A 20,167-nucleotide genomic window follows, 5' to 3' on the forward strand; every position below is an offset into this window, starting at 1 on the left:
TATATAATAACAAATAAACCAAAAGGCGTTTTGTACATTGGAGAAACAGGTGGATTAAAGAAAAGAATATATCAGCATAAAAATAAAGTACATCCAACGACGTTTTCAGCAAGATATAATTTAGATGTGCTTATTTATTATGAAGAATAAAATTCAGAAGTAGAATCTAAATTAAGAGAAAAACAGATGAAGAAATGGAATAGAGATTTGAAATTAGAGTTGATTGAAAAAGCAAATCCTGATTGGAAGGATTTCTATGAAGAAATTTAAGTTTAATAATTAAGAGATTCCCAAAGGTTTCCCGAGAAATCGGAATCTTAAGAAGATAACGTTTAACCATAAAAATAGATTCCCATTTTCACGGGAACACGCAAGCCTGATGACAGACCCATACGTTAAAATAGACATACAAAACGAAGTAGGATATATCGAGTTTTTCCATCCTGCACACAACTCTTTACCAGGAGATGTACTTGCTAAATTAGCAAATACAATAACAGAAGCAGGAGCAAACAATGCTATTAAAGTGATCGTTTTAAAAAGTGGAGGAGCAAGAACTTTCTGCGCAGGTGCAAGCTTTAAAGAATTAATAAATATCAATGATGCAGCCACAGGAAAAGTATTCTTTTCTGGATTTGCGAATGTGATTAATGCCATGCGTAAATGTCCGAAATTTATTATTGGACGTATACAAGGGAAAACCGTTGGTGGTGGTGTTGGTTTAGCGGCGTCGACTGACTATTGCATGGCATCAAAATTCGCAGCAATTAAGTTGAGTGAATTAAATATTGGTATTGGACCATTCGTTGTTGGGCCAGCTATTGAGCGTAAAATGGGTTTAAGTGCTATGTCGCAAATTGCTATTGACGCGAATTCGTTTTATCCCGCAGAATGGGCTAAACAAAAAGGCTTATTCACACAGGTATATGAAAGTACAGAAGAATTGGATGCTGCTGTAAGAGAAACAGCTGAGCATTTATGTACGTATAACACGGAAGCGATGACGGCGATGAAAAAAGTATTCTGGAAAGGTACTGATGACTGGGATGAGTTGTTAGCAGAACGTGCAAAAATAAGCGGACGACTTGTATTGTCTGAGTTTACAAAAGATAAATTAAAAGGATTTAAATAGGGCTGCCATTCAGAGCATAGCGAAGACTCTTATTATAAGATTGCCACATTTTCGTCCTCGTAACGATATAATTAATAATGTATTTATGATCTACAGTTTTAAAGGCTATACACCAGTTGTCCACGAAAGTAGTTTTGTGCACCCTTTGGCAGCAGTTACAGGAAATGTAATTATTGGTAAAAACTGTTACATAGGTCCAGGCGCTGCAATTCGTGGTGATTGGGGACAAATCATTTTGGAAGATGGTGTGAATGTTCAAGAAAATTGTACAGTCCATATGTTTCCTGGAAAATCAATTACACTTAAAGAAGGTGCACATATTGGTCATGGAGCCATTATTCATGGTGCTAATTTGGGAAGAAATTGTCTCATTGGTATGAATACCGTTATTATGGATGATGCTGAAATTGGAGATGAGTGTATTGTAGGTGCGATGGCATTTGTAAAAGCTCAAACTAGTATTCCAAAACGAAGTTTAGTAGTCGGTAATCCAGCAAAAGTAATTAAAGAAGTTAGTGATGATATGATTGCTTGGAAAACAAAAGGAACACAATTGTACCAGCAATTACCAGCAGATTGTCATGAGAGTTTAAAAGAAGTAGAGCCTCTAAGAGAGGTGCCTTCAACGATGAAAATTCAAGAAGGAGTCTATGATACTTTGAGAGATTTTATGAAGAAATAAAGAGTTTAAAAAGACCTCACGGGCTTTTAAAGCCTGTAAGGTTTAAAAAAATAAACATGTCGAAATTTGAATTAGAAATGCCTAAAATGGGTGAAAGCATCACTGAAGGTACAATCATTAGTTGGTTGATTGCTGAAGGTGATAGCTTTGAAGAAGGTGATGTCATACTTGAAGTTGCTACAGATAAAGTGGATAACGAAGTACCTGCTCCAGTATCTGGAACATTGGTGAAAACTATATTTCATGCTAAGGATGTCGTTCCCGTAGGAGAGGTGCTTGCAATTTTAGAGAGGTCTGAAGAGGTTAAGCCAAAGTCTGAAAATACGCCAATTTCCACAGAGAAAAAAGAGCTTAAGAAGCAACGAGCTGTTAAGCCTCAGACGTCTTCTGCTCAAAGTTTTAATGTGCCAAATTCAAATAATTTCTTTTCACCTTTAATTATTGAAATAGCTAAAACGCAACATATCAGTTTTGAAGAGTTAGCTAGAATTCCTGCAACTGGTCAGGAAGGGCGTTTGCGTAAAAGTGACGTTTTTCAGTATATAGAGGCTGGTCGACCATATAAATTTGCGCAACCTGTCGCAGAGAAAGATCCAACTGCATATAGAATCCCACAACTAACCTTCGATAAAGGAGAAGGGAAAGTGATTGAAATGGATAGAATGCGTCAAATGATTGCTGATCATATGGTGTATTCAAAGCACACAGCTCCTCACGTTACAGCTTATGTAGAAGCCGATATGACTACTATGGTTAATTGGCGAAATGCTAATAAAGTGGCTTTCCAAGAAAAATATGGAGAACGTTTGACCTTTACGCCGCTGTTCGTTGAAGCAGTGGCAAAAGCAGTAAAAGATTTTCCTAATATCAATGCTTCAGTCGATGGTCATAACATTATCGTAAAAGAGGATATTAATATTGGTATGGCAACAGCTTTGCCTAGTGGGAACTTAATTGTTCCAGTGGTTAAGAATGCGGACACAAAAGATTTGAAAACAATAGCTTCAAACGTAAATGAACTAGCAGGAAAGGCAAGAGAAAATAAGCTATCTGGAGATGATATTAAAGGAAGTACGTTTACGATCTCTAATGTAGGAACCTTTGGGAGTGTCATGGGAACGCCAATTATTAATCAACCAGAAGTAGCTATTCTCGCCTTAGGGATTATCAAAAAAAGACCTGAAGTTATTACTACTGAAAAAGGTGATGAAATAGCCATTAGGAGTATGATGTACCTGTCGCTATCATTTGACCATAGAGTAGTTGATGGGTTTTTAGGTGGAAGTTTTGTTAGAAGAGTAGCAGATTACTTCGAGCAATTTGATGTTGATAGAAAAATATAAAGTGTTTGTCATTCCTGCGACGGCAGTAATTCACAAAACGAAGAAATAAATAGATTCTTGCCTTCGCAGGAATAATAAAAAAATACCTGCGTTCGCAGGCATTTCATATGAATAAAGACATACTAAGAAGAGGATTTTTAAATTTGTGTACAGCGAAAGCAATGACGGAGTTGTACGAAGCTAATTTTAAGCAAGTTTCAAAATATGTACATGCCACCTCTAGAGGTCATGAAGCCATTCAAATCGCTTTAGGAATGCAGCTATTGCCTCAAGACTATGCATTTCCATATTATAGAGATGATGCGATGTTGTTGTCATTTGGATTAGAGCCTTATGATTTAATGTTGCAATTGTTGGCTAAAAAAGGGGATCCGTTTTCTGCAGGTAGAACCTATTATTCTCATCCGAGTTTAAAGGATGATGATAAACCTAAAATTCCACATCAATCCTCAGCAACAGGAATGCAGGCTATTCCTGCAACTGGAGTTGCGATGGGAATGCAGTATAAAGAATTGCAAGGTTTAGATGATAAAGCACTTAAAGATTTACCGTTTGTAGTGTGTTCTTTAGGGGATGCATCTGTAACAGAAGGTGAAATAGCTGAGGCTTTTCAAATGGCAGCTTTAAAGCAAATGCCAATTTTGTACTTAGTGCAAGATAATGGTTGGGATATTTCGGCAAATGCTGCAGAAACAAGAGCGCAAAACGCTTTTGAATATGCACAAGGTTTTCATGGATTAGAAGCTATTTCTATTGATGGTGCTAATTTCGTAGAGAGTTACGAAGCGGTTGAAAAAGTAATTGATACGATTAGAACAGAACGTCGTCCATTTTTGGTGCATGCTAAAGTACCTTTGTTGAATCATCATACTTCTGGTGTGCGAATGGAATGGTATCGCGATGATCTCGAAGAAGCAAGATCGAGAGATCCTTATCCTGTTTTAAAACAGCAATTATTAGATAACGGATTTATTTCGGAAGCGATAGATAGTATTGAAAAAGAGGCAAAAGAAAAAGTGCAGTCCGACTTTGAAAAAGCTTTAAAAGCAGAAGATCCAAAGCCTGAAGATTTATTTACTAACGATTTTATACCAACGCCTATTTCCGAAGAAAAAGGAACACGAGCACCGGAAGGCGCAGAAAAAGTAGTCATGGTAGATTGTGCTTTATTTGCAGTTGAAGAACTCATGAAAAAACACAAAGAGTGTTTACTTTACGGACAAGATGTTGGAGGAAGGCTTGGTGGTGTTTTTAGAGAAGCAGCAACGTTAGCTCAAAAATTCGGTGATGATCGTGTCTTTAATACGCCAATTCAAGAGGCGTTTATTGTTGGTTCTACAGTTGGTATGAGTGCTGTAGGGTTGAAGCCGATTGTTGAGGTTCAATTTGCCGATTATATTTGGCCTGGGCTTAATCAATTATTTACAGAAGTGAGTCGTAGTTGCTATTTAAGTAATGGGAAATGGCCTGTGTCTATGATTCTTCGCGTACCAATTGGAGCTTATGGTAGTGGTGGGCCTTATCACTCATCTTCGGTGGAAAGTATCATTACCAATATTCGTGGCATAAAAATAGCGTATCCAAGTAATGGAGCCGATTTAAAAGGTTTACTGAAAGCAGCATATTATGACCCCAATCCTGTTGTGATTTTAGAGCATAAAGGCTTGTATTGGAGTAAAGTTAAAGGGACACAAGGCGCAACATCAATTGAGCCAAGTGAAGATTATGTATTGCCGTTTGGTAAAGCATGGGTATTACAAGAAATCTGGAAGCAAGAAGATGTAGACACATTAACCATAGTAACTTACGGAATGGGTGTGCATTGGGCAATGAATGCATCGGAAGAATTAGGAATGAAAGATCAGATTGAGATTATTGATTTGAGAACGTTATTTCCTTTAGATGAAAATACTATTATGACGTCTGTCAAGAAAACAGGAAAGTGTTTAGTGGTCACCGAAGAACCGTCGAATAATAGTTTTGCACGAGCTTTGGCTGGAAAAATCCAAGAAGAATGTTTCAAGTATTTAGATGCTCCAGTAATGACTATTGGTAGTGAGAATATGCCAGCAATCCCGTTAAATTCAGTTTTAGAGGAAACCATGATTCCTTCTACGGAAAAGGTTAAAGATAAGATTGAATTAATACTCAATTATTAATTAGCGTTTATGTATGCTTGTTTTTTTATAGTAAGCAATCGGTAAATATACTAATAACAGTCTATTAGAATACTGCTATCTTGCTATCTGATTGCAAGCTACGGTTAGCTAAGTTATAATTTGATATATATTATTTACAAAATGGGGTAGTGTTGATTGAACAAATTTTGTATATTGAACGTCTAATTCATTAACATATATCATGAAAAAATTTTTATTATTAAGCGTCGCATGTTTTTTATTTGCTGGTAGCCAATTGTCTTTTGCTCAAACAAAAGCAGATTCTCAAATACTATCGTCAAGTACAACAATTCAAGATTTCCCAAAAGAGAAGACTAATCAGATTGTTAATATGTTAGCAAGAACTAACAAACTAGAAGCTGATCAACAGAAAAAAGTTTATACTATTTTTGCGTCTGTAGAGAAAAAGATGAATGGTATTGAAGCTATGGAAGATGCGTCAAAAAAGAACGCAAAAAGAGCTAAAATGCGAGACTATATCAATAGTAAATTGAAAACTGTTCTAACAGAACAGCAATTTAAAACGTATTTGGAAAATACAATAGCGAGGTAATTTTATCTTCGTTTAATAGTTAAATGACCCTAATACCTTAACTTATTATTGTTAAGGTATTAGGTTTTTTTTACATTTTATATTCTGAAAGTGGCTTTGTGAATTTCTCAGGATCTGCTGCCAAGTGATAGCGAGGATCGTCTATAGCTTGTACAATAACTTCCTTAAATTTAGGGCTTGCTTTAAACATTAGTAGTTTACAGTCTTCACTAAGATGCTTCAGTCTTATGGTCTTGCCTTCGGCTTCATATTTGTTCACTAAATTAGATATAGCTTCTAACGCAGAATGGTCACTCACTCGAGATTCTACAAAGTCTATTTCTACATTTTGCGGATCATTTTTAACATCAAATTTGCTATTGAAATTTTGAATTGAACCGAAGAATAGTGGTCCCCATATTTCATAAGTTTTCGTACCATCAGCTTGTATACGTTTTCGTGCTCTAATCATTGTTGCATTTTTCCATGCAAATACTAAAGCAGAAATAATTACACCAGCAATAACTGCAATTGCTAAATCCTGCCAAACGGTAATTGCAGATACTGCGATAAGTACAATAGCATCTGATAAAGGGATTTTTCTAATAACTCTGAAACTACTCCAAGCAAACGTGCCGATAACTACCATAAACATAACACCTATCAACGCAGCAATTGGGATTTGCTCAATCAACGGAGCTCCAAATAATACAAAGCAAAGTAGGGCTATAGCGGCTATTGCTCCCGATAGTCGGCCACGACCTCCAGAATCAACATTGATAATAGATTGTCCAATCATGGCACAGCCTCCCATACCTCCAAATAATCCGTTAAGTAAATTTGCTCCACCTTGAGCAATACACTCGCGATTTCCACTTCCTCTAGTCTCTGTCATTTCATCAATGAGGTTAAGCGTCATAAGAGATTCAATTAAACCAACAGCAGCAAGTATGAAAGCAGTTGATAATATTAAATCCCAGTGGCCAGCAATTGTTCCGAAGAGACCAAAAATTTGATCTTGAAATGCTGGTAATCCGCCTTCTAATCCTTCTCCGCCTTTTTCAACGATAAAAGATCCTACTGTACTGACATCGATGCCTCCAAAAATAGTAATACATGCAACAACGAGGATGGCAACTAACGCAGAAGGGACTTTTTTAGTGAGTTTAGGTAAACCAAACATGATTCCCATAGTTAAGGCAATAAATGCCATCATTTTCCAAAATATCCCATTAGAGAATAAAGCTGAAAACCACTCTGAAGTATTATCTAAGAACGAAATATCGTTGGGCACTGCATTAGGAAACATTGTTAATTGTGAAAGAAAAATCACTATTGCCAATCCGTTGACAAAGCCCATCATCACAGGATGCGGAATTAGTCGTACAAATTTTCCTAATTTAAAAACACCTGCTAACATTTGAATGCCACCAACAAAAAGTAAAGTGATAAATAACCATTGTAGCCCAAGTAGTTCAATTGGAGTTTCTAAATTTACACCAACCTCATTTCCTTTCTGAATTAAATGCACCATGACTACTGCCATTGCGCCTGTAGCTCCAGAAATCATTCCTGGTCGACCTCCAAAAAGAGCGGTTATAATACCCATCATAAAGGCACCATACAAACCTACAAGAGGTGGTATTCCAGCAACAAAAGCGAAGGCAACCGCCTCGGGAACCAATGCTAATGCTACGGTTAATCCCGAAAGAATATCATTCTTTGGGTTTTGCGTGAAATTTTTTCGGGTTATTTGGCCTAGTATCATAGTTTATATCTCTTAAAAGTCGGCAAAGGTAGGCTTTTAGAAATGAAGCACAAATGCTTAGACGTCAACCATAAAAAAAAAGGAGCACCAACATAAATGTCAGTGCTCCTTTTGATTTTTATTTTCTAAATTTTATTTTTGAACCTCAGGAGGGAATTTTTCCATAACTTTTGATACGAATTCTTTGATGCGTTCATCTTTTTTTTCTAAATTTCGAGAGATGTATCCAGTTCCCATACCTTGCCAAATGAGTTCTTTTTCCTTAGCATCGATTAAGTCAATAAAGAGCGTGCCTTCAGATTGCGTTGAAACCATGGGTTGATTCATTCCCATTCCACCAAATCTCCCCATTCCCCAAGGACCAAAGCCTCCCCAGCCCCAGCCACCCATGCCCCAATTGTTATTGTAGACGTCTACACGTTGTTGGGATTTAGTGAATATACTTATTAATAAGTCTGGGTTTTCAGATTTGATATAGCCTTGAGCTAATAATTCGCTTTCAATTGCTCGCAGAATTCTACGCTTATCTAAATCACTAATTTCAGCCTTATCGATACCTGTTTTGAAGAAGGCAAATGTCTTGTAGCTGTCAAAATTTGCTTCTTTATCATAATCTGCAGCAACTCTAATAGAGCTACATGATGTTATGAACATTAAAACTATTAAGATTGTTGCTATTCTCAGTAATTTTTTACTCATGCCACTCATATTGACTTTGTATTCGTCGACATTTTTTAAATCTTTCATATTGATTTTTTTTTATTTGAATTACTGTAATGTGTCCAATAGTATATCATCTACTATGTTAGGAAGAGTTACCTTTAGATTAGGTTCGTTCTCCATTGCGCGTTTGATAGCAAAAATAGCTCCTTCATTTCTTGCCCAACTACGTCTTGAAATCCCATTGTTGACATCCCAAAAGAGCATGGATTTTAAACGTCTTTCCGCATCTTTACTACCATCAATAACCATACCAAAACCACCATTTATGACTTCGCCCCAACCAACACCTCCACCATTGTGTATGCTTACCCAAGTCGCTCCTCTAAAGCTATCTCCAATCACATTTTGAATAGCCATATCTGCTGTAAAGCGAGAGCCATCATATATATTGCTAGTTTCACGATATGGAGAGTCTGTTCCCGATACATCGTGATGGTCTCTTCCCAAAATCACGATGCCTATCTCTTCCTTTTTAATGGCATCATTAAAAGCTTGGGCAATTTTCATTCGCCCTTCTGTATCTGCATATAGAATTCTAGCTTGAGAGCCAACAACTAATTTATTGTCTTGAGCTCCTTTAATCCATTGGATATTATCTTCCATTTGTTGTTGGATTTCTTCAGGAGAATTCTTTTTAATGTCTTCAAGTACAGCGCATGCAATCGCATCAGTCTTCGCTAAATCTTCTGGTTTACCAGAGGCACAAACCCATCTAAACGGACCAAAACCGTAATCAAAGCACATAGGTCCCATGATATCTTGAACGTATGAAGAGTATTTGAAATCTATACCGTTTTCTGCCATGATATCTGCTCCAGCCCGAGAAGCCTCTAATAAGAAGGCATTTCCGTAGTCAAAAAAGTAAGTGCCTTTAGCAGTATGTTTATTAACTGCTTGTGCATGGCGACGTAATGATTCTTGAACTTTCGCTTTAAATACATCTGGATCATTAGACATCATCTCATTAGCGTCATCAAAAGATAACCCAACAGGATAGTATCCACCAGCCCAAGGGTTGTGAAGTGAGGTTTGATCACTCCCTAAATCTATATGAATATTGTCTTGATCAAATTTTTCCCAGACCTCAACAATATTCCCTAAGTACGCTAAAGAGATAGTTTCTTTCTCTTCTTTTGCTTTTTTAACACGAGTAACTAATTGGTCTAAGTCTGTGATTTTTTCATCAATCCAACCTTGGTCTAATCGTACTTGTGTGATTTTAGGGTTTACTTCTGCGCAAACCGTAATGCAGCCCGCAATATTTCCTGCTTTTGGTTGCGCTCCGGACATTCCTCCAAGTCCTGAGGTGACAAAGAGATTTCCTTTTGGTGATTTTTTTATTTTTCTAAAGGCGTTGAGTACTGTAATAGTGGTTCCATGTACAATTCCTTGTGGACCAATATACATGTAACTTCCTGCGGTCATTTGTCCGTATTGTGTAACACCTAAAGCATTAAATTTCTCCCAATCATTAGGTTGTGAGTAATTAGGAATCATCATTCCATTGGTGACAACAACTCGTGGTGCGTCTTTATGACTAGGGAATAATCCCATTGGATGACCAGAATACATGGCAAGTGTTTGCTCATCATTCATTTCTGAAAGATATTTCATCGTAAGTCGATACTGAGCCCAATTAGAAAAGACTCCTCCATTACCTCCATAAGTAATAAGCTCATGTGGATGTTGAGCTACAGCATGATCTAAATTATTTTGAATCATTAACATAATGGCCGCTGCTTGTTTTGACTTTACAGGATATTCGTCAATTGGTCTAGCATATATTTTGTAGTCTGGACGAAAGCGGTACATATAAATTCTTCCATAGGTATCTAATTCATTCTTGAATTCTGGAAGTAGCGTTTTATGATGTGCTTTATCAAAATAACGCAATGCATTTTTTAAGGCTAGTTTTTGTTCTTCCGAAGATAAAATAGCTTTACGCTTTGGTGCATGATTTATAGATGAATCGTACGCTTTTGGTTCTGGAAGACTATTTGGAATGCCTTCTTGTATTTGATCTTGAAATGTTGTTTTTGGCATTACTTTTTTTTTAATGTAGAGTTGTTTGTCTTGGTTTGTGTAGAAGCATTAAAACCATAAGGGCAATGCCTGCATCCACTTTCACAACAATAGCCTCTTTTGAGATGATATTGTTCTGTGAAACAGCGATAGCCTTCGGGTGTTAGATAGTAGTCACCGTCTTCTATGGGAATAAATTTCTTCATATCTTACAAAGATAATGTAAATTAGAAAGATTTTTGAGTAGAGTTTAATATGGTTGTAATTTCTAAATTTTTGGTTCCTAGAGGATACACTAGTACTGCTATTTGTCCTTTTGTTTTTCTAAAATATATAATGTAAAATCAAATACTGTTGTAATGAATCATGAGCAGATTCAATTGAGACAGCAAATTGAATTATTGATCTTCCCTTTTTATATCTATCTATATTATTGAGTTTTTAATACGCTTGTTAAAATATAAGAAGGGGTATTTGGCATGCCAGAATATTTCTTTTGAGCGTGGAGCCTATTTACATGAAAAAGACCTTAATTGTCTCAAATCAAGGCCTTTTTGGGCATTTTTATAGTTATTTTAGCTTATTGGTTGAGAACAACTTTTTGAATTTTTTGCTTTTCGTTAAATAATTTTGCCTTAACAATATAGGTGCCATCAGAAAACTTTGTTTGCTTTAATATGAATTCTGATTGATTTATAGCTTCAGTTTTGAAAACGACTCTGCCTACAATGTCATAAATAGTTATCGTATCGATGATGCCAATTTCCGAAGTGACTTTTATATAGGTGCTGTTAGGAGCAATTATTGAAATACCATCAGTACCGTCTAACGCGTTTACACCTAAAGTTTCATTTGTATATCTTAGTTCAAACCTGTCATTGATAGTTTCTGTTTGATTAGAAGTAAATACATAAGGAGCGTTTTTTAAATTATGAATACTATTCAACAGTTTATCTTCTATATAGATTTGTTGATTAGATAAAAATAAACCATCTAATGCGTTTATTGCAATGCTATATATACCAGTTTCGGTAAGATTAACTCCTAGTGGTACGGTATCCGAATCAACAAAAGGCGTTTCTTTTCCTTGAATTATGAACGCTTCATCATCTATTAGGGTATAAAGGTTCAAACCTTCACCAGTTGTAGTGACTGCGTCGTACATTCTATCTCTTGTATTTGTTGCGGCTTCGATATAACCTACAAGTGTTGTATTTGTTTTTCCTGATGGTGTAATCATATCTAGCCAAATTCTGTGTTTTTCAACTGTATTATTATCATTCTGTTGAGCATCTACTCTATAAAACTGACTATTATTATAGCTAGGAGATAGTTGCCTCATAGTATTGTTAAATGAGACAGTTGAACTTGAAGATGCTGGTGCAGGTGGTTCATTCATAAGAACAAAGAAACCTTGTCCCGAGGCAATATTACCATCAAAGCTAGCAGGAGTAGATGTGCCTGTTTGGTTATATGCAATATAATCTGCAACTTCATAATTATAAAAATAATCATCATAAAAAGGGTCACCACTAGTTGTGTTTATTTCAGTGCCATGGGTCCATAAATAAACCACACCATCGATGTTTCCATTTGTAGTTAGAAAGTCAATGGCATCTATTGCTGAAGGATATGGATTACCAATTAAGTTCCAATTATCATCTTCGGGTGTGATTTGTGTACTACTTTGATCAAAGTAAGTCTCTGAAATATTTATACCTCTAAAAATAGGGCTAATTATATCTCCATTATTTGGAGTTCCGGTGAACGTTGCAGTATAGTTTGCGGGAGTAGTTGGATGACCATTTGGACCTCTTATAATATACCCTTTCCCTAATGACATATTCCCTGTAGCTGTTTCCCAGCGGCCATAATCATTTGGAACATTTGTTGGAGGAGGACCATTGGGTCTGTCAAAAGAGGGATTCCACTGTAAGATATATCCAGCAGGTGTTGCTGGTGAAATATTAAAAACACTAAAGTTAATTGTTGGAGAAGACCAATATACATAATCAGTAAGTCTAATATTAGTAGTTCTCTCGAGTGTAATATTTCCAGTATTTACTACATTATTTACTTGTATTAAACTCGCACCATTATCTAATTGAAATGTACTTGTGCCTTGAATGTCAACAAAATCTTGAATAGTTACAGAAGCGTCAGATTGAATTGTTAAAGTGGCTCCAGTTAAAATGCTTAAGTTGAGACCATCACCAGTATCATTACTGTAAATTACAGGGTCATTACCAGTAACAGGAATAATAACACAGTCTGAAGATGTTGGTATAGCATTATCAGACCAGTTTAACGGCTCCATCCAGTCATTTGTTGTTTCTGATCCATCCCAAATTTTACCGCCACCAGTGCTCACTATCGCATCATCAGTAATAATTAGTGTGGTGCTATTACAAAGGTTATATGTGACTTGTGCTGTATAAGTTGTTGTAGCTATCGGACTTACTGAAATTGTTGTTTGGCCATTATATGCAGGCTCTAGAGTTCCATTAACTAGCCACTGTAAGTTGGAAATAGAAGTTCCTGCAGGAGTAAATCTCCATGCCTCATTGGTTGTTGCCCAATTATCATCTAAGCTGTTTCTACAGGGAGCTACAACTGCATCAGTTGCTCCTTGGTTTTGTATGCCAACTATAGCATTACCACCATTCCATGGACCATCATCAACAACCTTTTCTTCAATATGGACTTCAATAATATTGGTGTATTCATACATTACAATCATTGCTGTATGACGTTTAGTATTTGATCCAAAATTACCATTAGCAAACAGTGGAATATTATCCCATAATATTACTAAAGCGTTACAGCCATTTACTGAAGTTGTTCCATAGGTTATGGTGCCACCGACACTTGGGTCTATATCCTGATAGGCACTATAAATAGCGTTTTCAAAGAGCGCTCCATTAGTGCTCGGTAAATTATCATTAAATGAGTAGCCTGAAGCTGTATTAGATAAATTAGTATCAAAGGATATGACTCCATTTGCACCAACAACAAAGTCAGTAACAGTAGAGTCATAAAAACAAAAATCAAAAGGTATAGCATAAGAAATATCAGACCATCTGTCATCACTCGCAAGTGTTACAGGATTTGTAGCTGCTGCTGCAAAATTATTGAATGAAGTTGTGTTGAAGGTAATTAAATCTATATCGTAATCTGAAGTGTCTCCTAAATCTGTATAAGTAGCAGTTAAATCTACAGAGCTAATTACTGAGCCACAAGAGTCTACTGAACCTGTATCTGGCGTAATATCTACGATAGGACATGCAAGTGTTGTTAAGGGGGGAGCTGAGATTAAACAAGGCTCTGTTATGCATATATCAAATGTAGAGGTTGCATCTGTGGCAGATGACCAAGTAAATACTTGTACAAAATAATAAGAGCCTATTGTTAATCCATTAGTAACACTGCTGTCGCCATCAGAACAATTTAAATTATCTCCTACCACAACACTACAATCTGTGGAAGCGAAAGGACCATACACAGAATGATACATGTCTGTGGTATTTCCCGTTACATTTGAAATATTAATTGTATGAGTTGTGGCTGTAGCTTGAAATACATACCAAACATCATTGTTTGGTGTTCCACCACAGGCATCAATTCCTGAGTTTGTAGCATTAGAAATAGAACCCGATGTGTTTATACAAATACCATTTGCTGTGAGCATATCAGCATTACATGGCTCATCGTTAGCAGGAGCAGGAGCAGGTTCAGAAACACAAATACTAAAAGTGCCTTGATTATCATTTCCATATTCCCAAAAACGAATATAGATAGTTTCACCAGGAGTTCTCCCTGTTAAAGAGATGGATGGCATAAAGCCATTATCACTATCGTCATCATCACACTCAATTAAGGTTAATGCTTCGCAAGTACCAGAATAAATTGCCATACCTCCATCAAATATATCTCCAGTATCTGTATCTATTACAAAATTACCACTAGCAGGAACAATAACAGAGAACCAAACATCTGCTCCAGCATAACCAGCACAACCTGGATCTGCAACACTACTATCTGTAGCAAACTCATTAGTTTGAGTTGAAAAACTACATGGTGTATTTACGGTTAACGGTGTGGCACCAGAACAATCATCGTTGGGAGGAGGTGTAACCGTATTACATGTTCTAGAAATTGTAAAATCTCCAGTATCAGTACTTCCAGAGAGCCAATTTGCAATATAGACGTAATAAATAGAGCCATTTGTAGTAACAAATGTATATGTTTCTATATCATCATCAAGACCAATATCTTGACATGATATACTTGTTAAGCTTCCACAATTTCCAGAGGAAATTGCCATTTCATGATCAAAACCACCAGAAGACGTAGAAGTTATAGTTGTTTGATTTCCGTCACCTACAAACGTATACCAAACGCCATTGTTCCCAGCGCCACAGCCAGCGCCACTTGCAACTGTTGTAGTTCCATTTGTAGAACCGGTAATATTTGAGTCACCACAATTAAGAGTAGTTGCGTTTGTACACAAATCATTAGCGACTGAAGTTGTTACACAGATAGTACCAGCCATATTGTTAGCGCCACTATTATATCGTATTAAACGAACGTAATATATTGTATTCGGAAGCACGGCCGCATTTGCTAAAGTTGCATCACCGTTGTTTGCATCAACAATACAGTCTTCTTCCGTTAATATTCCTGCACAGGTGCCACTATATAGGGCTATGGCAAGTCTTCTATTTCCAATGCAGGTAATCGTAACGTCAGTAGTTACTGCATCTGTAGTAAAAGAATACCAAGCATCTCTATTCGATGCTGAACAGCTTGGGTCTGCCATTGAATTTGTGAAAGTACCAGGGATATTATAATTTGAATTCATACAGCTAGAGCCTACTGTTAGATTAGTGGCTCCAGTACAAGTGTCAGTCTGACTAAACCCTTGATGGAAAATAAAAATAATAGAGAAAAAGAATAATTTTTTAATCATAATCTATAATTTTAACAGTCTAACTATTATATAATTAGATTTTATTTGTTTTACCTGTTATTCATTAGAGATTTGGGAATTAAAGTGTAAAATATTAAAAATATTAACACTTTAATACTTTTTTTTAATTAATTATCTAATATTTAGTTAACATGTTAAAAATAATCGATTATAAGGGGTTTTGAGTTCATAATCAGCTCTTTAAATAGTTGTGACTTATCAGTCAAGTGACTTTTTGGTAATAAGTTAATGTAATCTTATTGAAGTAAATAAGTGTCGTAAAAGTGCAATTTTAAGCTATTGGAGTTTCAAATTACAGGTGTTTTAAGTGTTGAATTGTTTTTGGATATTTATAAATACAATCCACAAAAAAAGATCTTAATATTGCATTAAGATCTTTTTATTTACATTGCTTATTTAGCACTTGATATAATAATACTTCTATTGCTTAAGTATTATTTTTTGCGTTTTAATTATACCATCAACAAGATTTACTTTTACGATGTAGCTTCCAGTTGATAGTTGTTTAGTTTCTAAAGTTAATTCAGATAAATTTCCAACATCTGGTTTGTCGATTATTACTCTGCCTAAGAGGTCATAAACCTTTATTTGTTGAATAGGGCTTAGAGTTGATTGGATTTTAATATATTTTCCATTAGGCACTAGAATCGTAAGTCCATTAATAGATTCTAATTCCTCTAATGATAATGTATCTTCATTATATCTCAAAACAAAGCGATCGTTAAACAGTCCTGATTCTGAAGTAAAAGTATAAGCGCTCAATCTTAAATTATGAATTGAATTGTTATAAGTGTCTTCTAAAAAGATATCTTGATTTGATGTTTCAAATAATCCATCAACATGATTAATTGCAATTGAGTAATCACCGTTTTGAGGAATTTCATATCCAAGGGGAACAACATCCGTGACCTCAAAAGGAAGCGCTCTTCCTTGAATGGCCATTTTATCATTTTCAATTAATGAATAAAAAAGCGTGTTAGTTCCGGCAAATTGGGTGCCATCATAAAGTCTGTCTTTAGTATTTGTTGCACCATGGATATAGCCTACTAGAATTGAGTTGGCATTATTATTACTGTCTATCAAATCTAGCCAGATTCTATTTTTTTCATCAACAGTTGTTTCTTTGCTTTCAGTTGAATGATCTATTCTATAGAATTGATTATTACTATACACGCCATTTCTCATTGTATTATCAAAGACAAGATTTGAAGGGCTAGTGGCGGCATCATCCATTAATACAAAAAATGCTTGACCAGCTCCAATGAATCCATCAAACCCAGGAGGTGCAGATCCAGTTAAGTTATAAGCGATATAATCATTTGGATTGTAATTGTAAACGTAATCACCATAGAACGGATCTGTTACAGCATTACTTGGCGCAGATTGATTAGACCATAAATAGACAGTTCCTGCTATTGTTGGGTCTATATCGTCTGTAATATTCGCAGCATTCCTAGTGATAAATGTATCAGTATTCAAAGCAGAAGGGAAAGGGTTGCCTACTAGATTCCAGTTATCATCTATAGCCGTAGCAAAAGTTGATCCAGATCCTGAATAATCTATACCATCATACGTTCCTCTATTAATTGGCATATTAATAATACCGTTACTAGGACGACCGGTGAATTCAGCAGCATTAGCTGTAGCTGTTCCTGCTAATCCTCTAATAGCATAGCCTTTACCGGGAATCATGTTTTCAGAAGTTGCTTGCCATTCTCCATAATTACCTGCTCCATTTCCTGCAACGGTTGGACGCCATTCGAGTATAAGTCCTGCATTAGACCCAGGAGATACGCCTAAGACATTAAAATTCTCTACAGCAGATGACCAATACACATAATCTGAGGACGTTAACCCAGAAACTTCTCTTTGCATATTTATAGTTCCTGTATTATTATTGGTTGCTACATTAGTGATTTGAACCAAGTTGGCACTATTTCTAACATTAAAGGTACCACTTGGATCTACGTTTATCCAATCTGTTACTGTTAATGATGTAGATGGCTCTAATTCTAGATAACCATTATTTTTAATCGTAAGGTTTCTTGCAAAAGAAGGACTAGGAGGAAATGGTGGTCCTAATATGGTAGGATTTGGTAAAGCTCCAACATCTTCAATAATAACGCAACTATCATTTGTAGGTATACCATTAGGATACCAGTTATCAGGATCACCCCAAGTGTTATTGTCAGATCCATTCCAAATTTTAGTGTTATTAGTTACCGTAAAAGGGAGTGTAGCCGCACCACAATTATTAGAGAGTGTCGCATTAATAGTAAAAGAATAGGTGGCTTGTTCAAGCTGTGTAATATTTGGTATCGCATACACCGTTGTAAATGCTCCAGTACTGTAAGGAGTATCACCAATATTATCATTATCTGTATCAATATATAAATCAATAATACCAGCAGGAGATGTACTCCAACTTACTGCAGTAATATCTTGATTGCCAAAAAGCTTCACATCATCTACAGCCACTCCGTCTACCCAATCACCGTAAAATCTTATTCTTACACTTAATGTTGGCTCATTGATATACGCATCTAAGTTGTAGGACAATGTTTCAAATTTGTTCCCAATACCAACATCAGCAATAATATTTGGGGTAACGTTAGTCCAAGTCGTGCCGTCTGTTGACGCTTCTATTGCAACATAATCGAGGCCAACTTGATCACCATCATTCCAATATCGAGAGTAGTAACTTCTCAAGCTCAATGTTAGACTAGTAAAGTCTGTGGTGTCATAAGAATTGGTCGTTTCTAGTGCGTTATTGGTTGTAGATGGTCCAACATCAGAGTTGGACATTACAAATTGATTAGATCCAAAACCAGAGGAAATAGCTGGAAACCATACTTGTTCGTTAGGAATAAACGTACTGGTTCTATTTTGCCAGCTTGTAAGTGCATTAATTGTTGGGCCATTATCTAAAATGATTATATTTGAGAAAACGCCTAGTGTTCCTACTTCAAAATCTTCATTAAATAAGTAAACATCGTCAATATCTCCAGTTGCCGAAATTTCAAGCGCATTGTCTTCTCCGCACACCACTCTGTTTGTTATATCTGGCGAAACAGAAAGCGTCGGTATTGGATTGAAATTTACAATTATTGGTGTTCTCACCCAAGACTCACAAGCGCCATTATAAGTAGTTACCCAATAGGTCGTCGTCGCTGAAAGAGAAGGTGTATTCCAAGTTCCAGTTGCTGTTGTAGCTAGAGGTGTTCCTCCTGTTTCATTTGCGTACCATCGATAGTCAATTACAGACGGTATTCCTGTTGCGGTCGCATTGATTGTCACGCTTCCTGGTCCACAGGTATCTGCGCCTGTAATACTCGTAATTATAGCATTGCAAATAGGTTCAACTGTGAATAGATAATCTTCTGCTTCTCCCCAATCGTCTGTAAATCCGTCAATAAATGGTTGACAAGCATCATAATCGATTAAACCAAAGGAGAACGTATCTACCGAGTCGGTATAATTTCGAATACGTATTCTATAATCTCCAGCTGCTGTGCCTAATGGGATTATAAATCCGAAGGTTGTTTCTGCTGTATTTATTCCATTTGTATCGTATACTAGCTCTGTATTGGGGTCATTATCAAAATTCCCGTCATTGTTCCAGTCTATCCAGGCTTTAATTCGTCCAGAAAAAGTTGCTCCCACGAAGACATTGACCCCTTCTCCCTCTACTTGTCTTGCTATAGGTGTCAATCCTGTAAAATCTTGATAACCTGCAGCAAATCCAGAGGTGTTTGAAGTGTCTTCTAATGTGCCTTGAAAACTAACATTTGTAATGTAGAGTGCATCTGGTGTTTCTGTAGTAGTACTGCAATATGGGCCAGGAGTGGTTATACAGATGTCAAAGGTGCCAGCATCTCCTGCGCCGCCATAACTATAAACTCTAACGTAGTATGTTGCACCTATTGTTAAACCTGTTGCATTGATTACTTCATTAGCAGCTCCAACGGTGTTGTCTGCACAATCAATATTAGTACCGTTACAAGCCCCAGACCTCAGTTCTATTACTAAATCGTTTAGAGTCCCAGGGCTTACTGTAATGTCATGATTTGTTGCGGTCGCTATGAAAGAAAACCATACATCATCGTCTGCATTACCAATAAAATTATTACAATTAATCCCTGTTATGCTTTGGGTAGCACTAACCGTCGTCGCAGATACACTTGTTGTGCAAGTGTCATCACTACTTACTCCAATATTTGTTGCATCAGCACAGTCGTCGTTATCTGGTGGAGTAGGTGTATTGAAGACGCAGATAAAACCATCCATACGATTATTGCTATTTTTTCTTTGGATTCTCACTTTGTAGTCAATGCCGATAACTGTATTGAATACAATAGTTTCTGCAACTCCATTTCCGCCTGCATCAGAACAATCAAGGCTTACCATATTTGGATCACATGCAGCATCAAATAATGTTAAAATCGCATCTCGGTTGATGGGCTCATATGTTATGGTTGTGGAAGTACTTGTAGCTGTAAACCAGCCCCAAGCATCATCAAAGTCTCCAGAGAAACAGCCAGCTGCTCCATCCCAGTAATCACTATTGTTATTAGAATCCCACGCAATATTATTGCAAATGACTCCAACTGTTAATTCTGATCCTGCAGCTGTATTGCAATCATCAGAAGGTGTCTGTGCATTTAATCCTAAGCAAATTATAATAGTAAATACGGCACTTAATAGTAGGTTTTTAGTCATAAAAAATCAATTTAAAGCATAGCTCAATAAAATTAAACAATAACTAGGATAAGAAAAACTTATAAAGATATAACGT

12 protein-coding genes are annotated in these 20,167 nt (G+C 36.3%); 6 read left to right on the forward strand and 6 right to left on the reverse strand.

What is annotated here, in order from left to right:
• Positions 1 to 6 precede the first annotated feature (6 nt).
• The 6 genes from ACJAZK_RS09780 to ACJAZK_RS09805 all read left to right on the forward strand — a co-directional run bounded on the left by ACJAZK_RS09780 (position 7) and on the right by ACJAZK_RS09805 (position 5,890).
• Positions 7 to 150: a GIY-YIG nuclease family protein gene (locus ACJAZK_RS09780; RefSeq protein WP_415223816.1), complete on the forward strand. Its 144-nt coding sequence runs from the start codon at positions 7 to 9 to the stop codon at positions 148 to 150.
• A gap of 229 nt (positions 151 to 379) precedes the next feature.
• Positions 380 to 1,132: an enoyl-CoA hydratase/isomerase family protein gene (locus tag ACJAZK_RS09785; protein ID WP_415223783.1), complete on the forward strand. Its 753-nt coding sequence runs from the start codon at positions 380 to 382 to the stop codon at positions 1,130 to 1,132.
• Positions 1,133 to 1,217: 85 nt separating this feature from the next.
• Positions 1,218 to 1,814: a transferase hexapeptide repeat family protein gene (locus tag ACJAZK_RS09790; protein WP_415223784.1), complete on the forward strand. Its 597-nt coding sequence runs from the start codon at positions 1,218 to 1,220 to the stop codon at positions 1,812 to 1,814.
• 56 nt (positions 1,815 to 1,870) lie between these two features.
• A complete protein-coding gene (locus ACJAZK_RS09795; RefSeq protein WP_415223785.1) occupies positions 1,871 to 3,157 on the forward strand; it encodes a dihydrolipoamide acetyltransferase family protein in 1,287 nt (428 codons plus the stop codon).
• A 107-nt stretch (positions 3,158 to 3,264) separates the two neighbouring features.
• Positions 3,265 to 5,316 (forward strand): thiamine pyrophosphate-dependent enzyme, encoded by a 2,052-nt coding sequence (locus ACJAZK_RS09800; protein WP_415223786.1) that lies wholly within the window; start codon positions 3,265 to 3,267, stop codon positions 5,314 to 5,316.
• Between the two features lie 202 nt (positions 5,317 to 5,518).
• On the forward strand, positions 5,519 to 5,890 hold the full coding sequence (locus tag ACJAZK_RS09805; RefSeq protein ID WP_415223787.1) for a hypothetical protein: 372 nt from the start codon (positions 5,519 to 5,521) through the stop codon (positions 5,888 to 5,890).
• Between the two features lie 70 nt (positions 5,891 to 5,960).
• Here the strand turns inward: ACJAZK_RS09805 and ACJAZK_RS09810 are convergent, their stop codons facing one another.
• The 6 genes from ACJAZK_RS09810 to ACJAZK_RS09835 form a co-directional block, all read right to left on the reverse strand.
• Positions 5,961 to 7,637: a SulP family inorganic anion transporter gene (locus tag ACJAZK_RS09810; RefSeq protein WP_415223788.1), complete on the reverse strand. Its 1,677-nt coding sequence runs from the start codon at positions 7,635 to 7,637 to the stop codon at positions 5,961 to 5,963.
• A gap of 132 nt (positions 7,638 to 7,769) precedes the next feature.
• Positions 7,770 to 8,384: a DUF4136 domain-containing protein gene (locus tag ACJAZK_RS09815; RefSeq protein ID WP_415223789.1), complete on the reverse strand. Its 615-nt coding sequence runs from the start codon at positions 8,382 to 8,384 to the stop codon at positions 7,770 to 7,772.
• Between the two features lie 21 nt (positions 8,385 to 8,405).
• Positions 8,406 to 10,403 (reverse strand): urocanate hydratase, encoded by a 1,998-nt coding sequence (locus tag ACJAZK_RS09820; RefSeq protein WP_415223790.1) that lies wholly within the window; start codon positions 10,401 to 10,403, stop codon positions 8,406 to 8,408.
• Complete coding sequence (locus tag ACJAZK_RS09825) at positions 10,403 to 10,588, reverse strand: DUF5522 domain-containing protein (protein WP_415223791.1); 186 nt, start codon at positions 10,586 to 10,588, stop codon at positions 10,403 to 10,405. The genes ACJAZK_RS09820 and ACJAZK_RS09825 overlap by 1 nt, the downstream gene beginning before the upstream one ends.
• Before the next feature lie 374 nt (positions 10,589 to 10,962).
• Positions 10,963 to 15,351 carry a T9SS type A sorting domain-containing protein gene (locus ACJAZK_RS09830; RefSeq protein ID WP_415223792.1) on the reverse strand — a complete coding sequence of 1,463 codons (4,389 nt, stop codon included), beginning with the start codon at positions 15,349 to 15,351 and terminating at the stop codon, positions 10,963 to 10,965.
• Positions 15,352 to 15,792: 441 nt separating this feature from the next.
• A complete protein-coding gene (locus ACJAZK_RS09835) occupies positions 15,793 to 20,091 on the reverse strand; it encodes a GEVED domain-containing protein (RefSeq protein ID WP_415223793.1) in 4,299 nt (1,432 codons plus the stop codon).
• Positions 20,092 to 20,167: the final 76 nt, after the last annotated feature.

Source organism: Psychroserpens sp. (assembly GCF_047633235.1).
Lineage (GTDB): Bacteria > Bacteroidota > Bacteroidia > Flavobacteriales > Flavobacteriaceae > Psychroserpens.

Coding starts and splice junctions, on each gene's coding strand:
- ACJAZK_RS09795 (WP_415223785.1), top strand. CDS start 1,871: ATGTCGAAATTTGAATTAGAAATGCCTAAAATGGGTGAAAGCATCACT.
- ACJAZK_RS09810 (WP_415223788.1), bottom strand. CDS start 7,637: ATGATACTAGGCCAAATAACCCGAAAAAATTTCACGCAAAACCCAAAG.
- ACJAZK_RS09790 (WP_415223784.1), top strand. CDS start 1,218: ATGATCTACAGTTTTAAAGGCTATACACCAGTTGTCCACGAAAGTAGT.
- ACJAZK_RS09805 (WP_415223787.1), top strand. CDS start 5,519: ATGAAAAAATTTTTATTATTAAGCGTCGCATGTTTTTTATTTGCTGGT.
- ACJAZK_RS09825 (WP_415223791.1), bottom strand. CDS start 10,588: ATGAAGAAATTTATTCCCATAGAAGACGGTGACTACTATCTAACACCC.
- ACJAZK_RS09815 (WP_415223789.1), bottom strand. CDS start 8,384: ATGAAAGATTTAAAAAATGTCGACGAATACAAAGTCAATATGAGTGGC.
- ACJAZK_RS09800 (WP_415223786.1), top strand. CDS start 3,265: ATGAATAAAGACATACTAAGAAGAGGATTTTTAAATTTGTGTACAGCG.
- ACJAZK_RS09785 (WP_415223783.1), top strand. CDS start 380: ATGACAGACCCATACGTTAAAATAGACATACAAAACGAAGTAGGATAT.
- ACJAZK_RS09830 (WP_415223792.1), bottom strand. CDS start 15,351: ATGATTAAAAAATTATTCTTTTTCTCTATTATTTTTATTTTCCATCAA.
- ACJAZK_RS09835 (WP_415223793.1), bottom strand. CDS start 20,091: ATGACTAAAAACCTACTATTAAGTGCCGTATTTACTATTATAATTTGC.
- ACJAZK_RS09820 (WP_415223790.1), bottom strand. CDS start 10,403: ATGCCAAAAACAACATTTCAAGATCAAATACAAGAAGGCATTCCAAAT.